This is a genomic window from Mesorhizobium sp. M7A.F.Ca.CA.004.06.1.1 (assembly GCF_003999135.1).
Lineage (GTDB): Bacteria > Pseudomonadota > Alphaproteobacteria > Rhizobiales > Rhizobiaceae > Mesorhizobium.
In genome coordinates this window covers 1-553 of the sequence record NZ_RZPQ01001389.1, presented here as the reverse complement: position 1 = coordinate 553, position 553 = coordinate 1, and the positions used below count along the sequence as shown (strand labels likewise).

Genomic DNA, 553 nt, shown 5'->3' with positions numbered 1-553 from the left:
CAAGGTGGCCGTGATGGCCGCCCGCCCGCCGCTTCTCGCAATGATCCGTGTCGGAGCAGACGAACATGTGGCCTCCATGGTCGTCGAGGATGACCTCGTCGAGATAGACATTCTCGGCCGCGCACAGCGCGCAGGGCTGGTCGAAGGTCTGCACCTCGAACGGATGATCCTCGAAGTCGAGGCTGACCACTTCGGTGAAGGGCGGCACCGCATAGATGCGCTTTTCGCGCCCGGCGCCGAACAGCTGCAGCGCCGGCGAGCGGTGCATCTTGGGATTGTCGAATTTCGGCGTCGGCGACGGGTCCATCACATAGCGGCCCTCGACCTTGACCGGATAGGCATAGGTGGTGGCGATGCGGCCGTGTTTGGCGATGTCCTCGTAAAGTTTCACATGCATGAGGCCGTATTCTTCCAGCGCATGCATTTTCCGCGTTTCGGTCTCGCGTGGCTCGAGGAAGCGCAAGGGTTCCGGGATCGGCACCTGGTAGACCAGCACCTGGCCCGCCGTCAGCGGATGCTCGGGAATGCGGTGACGGGGCTGGATGATGGTGGG

At 63.3% G+C, this 553-nt stretch carries 1 protein-coding gene; it reads right to left on the bottom strand.

Going from position 1 to position 553, the window contains the following annotated elements:
- On the bottom strand, nt 1-553 hold a 553-nt coding region (locus EN906_RS36525; RefSeq protein ID WP_206529298.1), incomplete at both ends, for an alpha-D-ribose 1-methylphosphonate 5-phosphate C-P-lyase PhnJ.